General features: G+C 52.7%; 1 protein-coding gene. It reads left to right on the top strand.

Going from position 1 to position 4,260, the window contains the following annotated elements:
• Positions 1 to 4,260 (top strand): hypothetical protein (locus ACWVCM_RS03685; protein WP_455200360.1); only part of this gene is annotated, 4,260 nt, incomplete at both ends.

Raw genomic sequence — 4,260 nt, 5'->3', positions numbered from 1 at the left:
TTGATGTCAATTCTGGCTGCATTGACCGCGAGTTGTGGTGGCGGTGGTGGTGGCGGTGGCGGCAGTGGAGCTCCTAACGATACTGGCGCTGGCGGTGACGAACCAGCACCTACTGCAATTGAAATCGTTGAATTTAATGTCCGAGCGGGGCCCATCGTGGCGGTTCGGGTGGGTGAAATAGCTGTATTAGATGGCAGCTTCTCCAGCACCACAGTGGGGGATGTATTAACTTACGACTGGTCCTTTGTCTACAAACCGGATGGCAGTAACGCTGAATTACTCGATGCCACCACAGTCAATCCCAATTTCACTGCTGATGCCAGGGGCACCTATATAGTACAACTGGTGGTCAGCGCGAGAGGTGTTTCCAGTCCACGCATTCTCACAACAGTGCTCGCGACAAACGATGGCGAACGTCCCACCGGGCCTGTACACCATCAGAGTTTGTCATCCAATTGTGTGCAATGTCATAACAGTGACAATGAAACTATTCCGGGAAAATCGGCCGACCACCTTGCGACCAGTAATTTATGCGCGGCCTGCCATACCACATTCGGCCTTAATATCATCCCTTTTGTGGATCACCTGGAAGTTTTTGGCGCGTGCAGTGAGTGTCATGACGGTATACGCGCCATTGGCAAATCTAACCAACACCCTGAAACCAGTGCGGAATGTGACGACTGTCACAATACCACCGGTTTTCTCGAACTTAACGCAGACGGCAGTTACGATCATACTGGCATTTCCAGTGGCTGCAGCATATGCCATAACGGAATTGTTGCTACCGGTAAACATGAGGGACATATAGCGACTGACGGTGAATGCAATCGGTGTCATGTCGTTGAGAATTTTCAGACCGTTATCTTTGACCACAGCACTATCACCAGTGATTGCGAGACCTGTCACAATGGCACTGATTCAATAGGAAAAACAGTGGATCACCCTGCAACAAACGCTGATTGTGGCATGTGTCACAATACGCGTACCTTCGCCTGGGCAGAAGGCTTCGACCACACCGTACCAGGCGTCATCGATGCACTGTGTGAAACCTGCCATAACGGCACTAACGCAACGGGTAAGTCAAACAACCATATGCCAACCACCGAGGATTGCGGTGTGTGCCATACCCCAGGCATTTTCGCCACTGGCGTTTTTGATCACAACGGTGTAAGCGGCGACTGTGCATCCTGTCATGATAGTGTGATCAGCACAGGATTTCCTGATAATCACTTGCCAACCACGGAAGATTGCTCTAACTGTCATCTCACGACAGACACATTTGTGGGCGCAACTTTCGATCATGCCAACATTTTTGATGACTGTGGATCCTGCCATGACAGTGTAATTTCTACGGGAAAAACAGACACGCATATCCCAACACTGGATGACTGCAGTACCTGCCATATCCCCGGTAATAGTTTTTCACCCGCCATATTTGATCATCAAGGTATTACGCGGGGTTGCGAAGGTTGCCATAACGGTCAATCTGCCACCGGTAAAGATGCGGCAATAAATCATGTACCCACTACCCAGGATTGTCACTACTGCCACTTAACTGAGGCGTTTATTCCTACTATTTTTAGTCACGAAGGCATCACCGGTAATTGCGCCAGTTGCCATGACGGCACGGCTGCGACTGGGAAATCGGTTAACCATATACCGACCACTGAAGATTGCGGTATCTGCCATAACACCAACAGTTTTCCCTCGGGCGTGTTCGATCACCAGGGCATTACCACGGCTTGCGAAGGCTGTCACAACGGCCAATACGCGACGGGCAAGGACGCGGCAACAAACCATCTGCCCACCACGCAGGATTGCCACTTTTGTCACACCACCACGGCGTTTCGTCCCTCGATCTTCATTCATGAGGACATTACCGGGAATTGCGCCTCCTGCCACGATGGCGCGGCCGCTACCGGTAAACCAGCAACGCATATCCCCACTACGGAGGATTGCGGTGTTTGCCATGACACCAACGGATTTACCACCGGCGTGTTTAATCACACCGGCGTCACAAATAACTGCGCCGGTTGTCACGACGGTTTCTATGCCATTGGTAAGAACTCGGCAGTCAACCATGTGCCCACGACACAGGACTGCCACTTCTGCCACTCAACCGCAGGATTTTTTCCATCCATCTTTGATCATTCGGGCATCGCCGGCGATTGCGCCTCATGCCATAACGGTATAGCCGCATTAGGTAAGTCATCGACGCATATTCCGACTTCCGAGGATTGCGGTGTATGCCATAGCATCGGCAGCTTTACCACCGGCGTGTTTGATCACAGCGGTATCGTGAGCAACTGCGCATCCTGCCACAATGGCATTTCCGCCCGGGGCAAGGACAACGATCACCTGCCGACTACCGAGGATTGCAGTGTCTGTCACGTGCCCGGGACTTTCTTAACGGCAGTATTTGATCACACTGGCATCGTGGATAACTGCGCCTCCTGTCATAACGGCACGGCCGCGATTGGCAAACCGGCGAATCATATTCCAACGACGGAAGACTGTTCCGTGTGCCATGTCACCAGCGATTTTACCAGCGGGGTGTTTGACCATACCGGTGTCACCAATGGTTGTGAAGGATGTCATAACGGGCAATTTACGACGGGTAAGGATTCTGCAACAAACCATCTGCCCACAACGCAGGATTGTTACTTCTGCCATACCACCACGGCGTTTCTACCGTCGATATTTAGCCACACGGGTATCAGCAATAATTGCGCCTCCTGCCATAACGGCACGGCCGCGATTGGTCAAACAGCGACACACATTCCTACCACCGAGGATTGCGCCGTGTGTCATAACACCGCTGGTTTTCTCAACGCGGTGTTTGATCACACCGGCATCGTGAATGACTGTGCCTCGTGTCATGATGGGGTATCCGCGACCGGCCAGAAGGTCAACCACGTGGCCACCACCGAGGATTGCAGCGTTTGTCACGAGACTGGCAGCTTTACCACCGGTGTGTTCGATCATACAGGCATCATTGATAACTGCGCATCATGCCATGACGGCATTGTCGCGACCGGTAAAATTACTGGTCATGTGTCTACTACCAAGGATTGCTCAAGATGCCATGGCACCACAACCTTCTCTACCGCGGTGTTTGATCATACCGGCATCGTGGATAACTGCGCTTCGTGTCACGATGGCGTCACCGCAAGCGGCAAGCACATCGACCATCTTCCAACCACGGAGGATTGCAGCGTTTGTCACGTCACCAGTGGCTTTCTCAATGCGGTGTTCAATCATACCGGTATCGTGGATAACTGTGCTTCCTGCCACGATGGAACATCAGCTACTGGCAAACCAGTGAATCATATTCCCACCACAGACGATTGTTCCGTGTGCCATGTCACGTCCAGCTTTACCACCGGTGTGTTTGATCATAGCGGCGTAACGACCGACTGCGAAGGCTGCCACAATGGCCAGTTCGCGACAGGCAAAGACGCGGCAACAAACCATTTACCGACCACGCAGGATTGCCACTTTTGTCATACCACCACGGCGTTTCGTCCGTCGATTTTCAACCACGCCGGTATCACCGGCAGTTGCGCCTCGTGCCACGATGGCACGGCAGCCACCGGTAAGCCAGCAACGCACATCCCCACCACGGAGGATTGCGGGGTATGCCATGACACCAACGGATTTACCACCGGCGTATTTGATCACACCGGCGTCACGAACAACTGCGCCGGTTGTCACGATGGTGTCTATGCCATCGGTAAGGATTCAGCAGTGAATCATGTACCAACTACTCAGGACTGCCACTTCTGCCATAACACGGCAGCGTTTTTCCCATCGATCTTTAATCACGACGGCATTACGGGCAATTGCGCAAGCTGCCACAACGGTACCGCCGCTATTGGCAAGTCCGCTACACATATCGCTACGACTGAGGATTGCGGGGTGTGTCATAACACCTCCACCTTTATTGGTGCGGTGTTCGATCACAGTGGTATCGTGAATAACTGCGCGTCCTGCCACAATGGCATTTCTGCCCGAGGCAAGGACGTCGGCCATCTACCCACCACGGAAGATTGCAGTGTCTGTCACGTGCCCGGCACTTTCTTAACCGCAGTATTTGATCACACCGGTATCGTGGATAACTGCGCCTCCTGTCATAACGGCACGGCCGCGATTGGCAAACCGGCGAATCATATTCCAACAACGGAAGATTGTTCCGTGTGCCATGCAACCAGCAGTTTTACAACTGGCGTGTTTGATCACACGGGTGTCACTAATGGCTGC

Source organism: Kaarinaea lacus (assembly GCF_975902315.1).
This window is presented reverse-complemented; position numbering and strand designations above follow the sequence as displayed.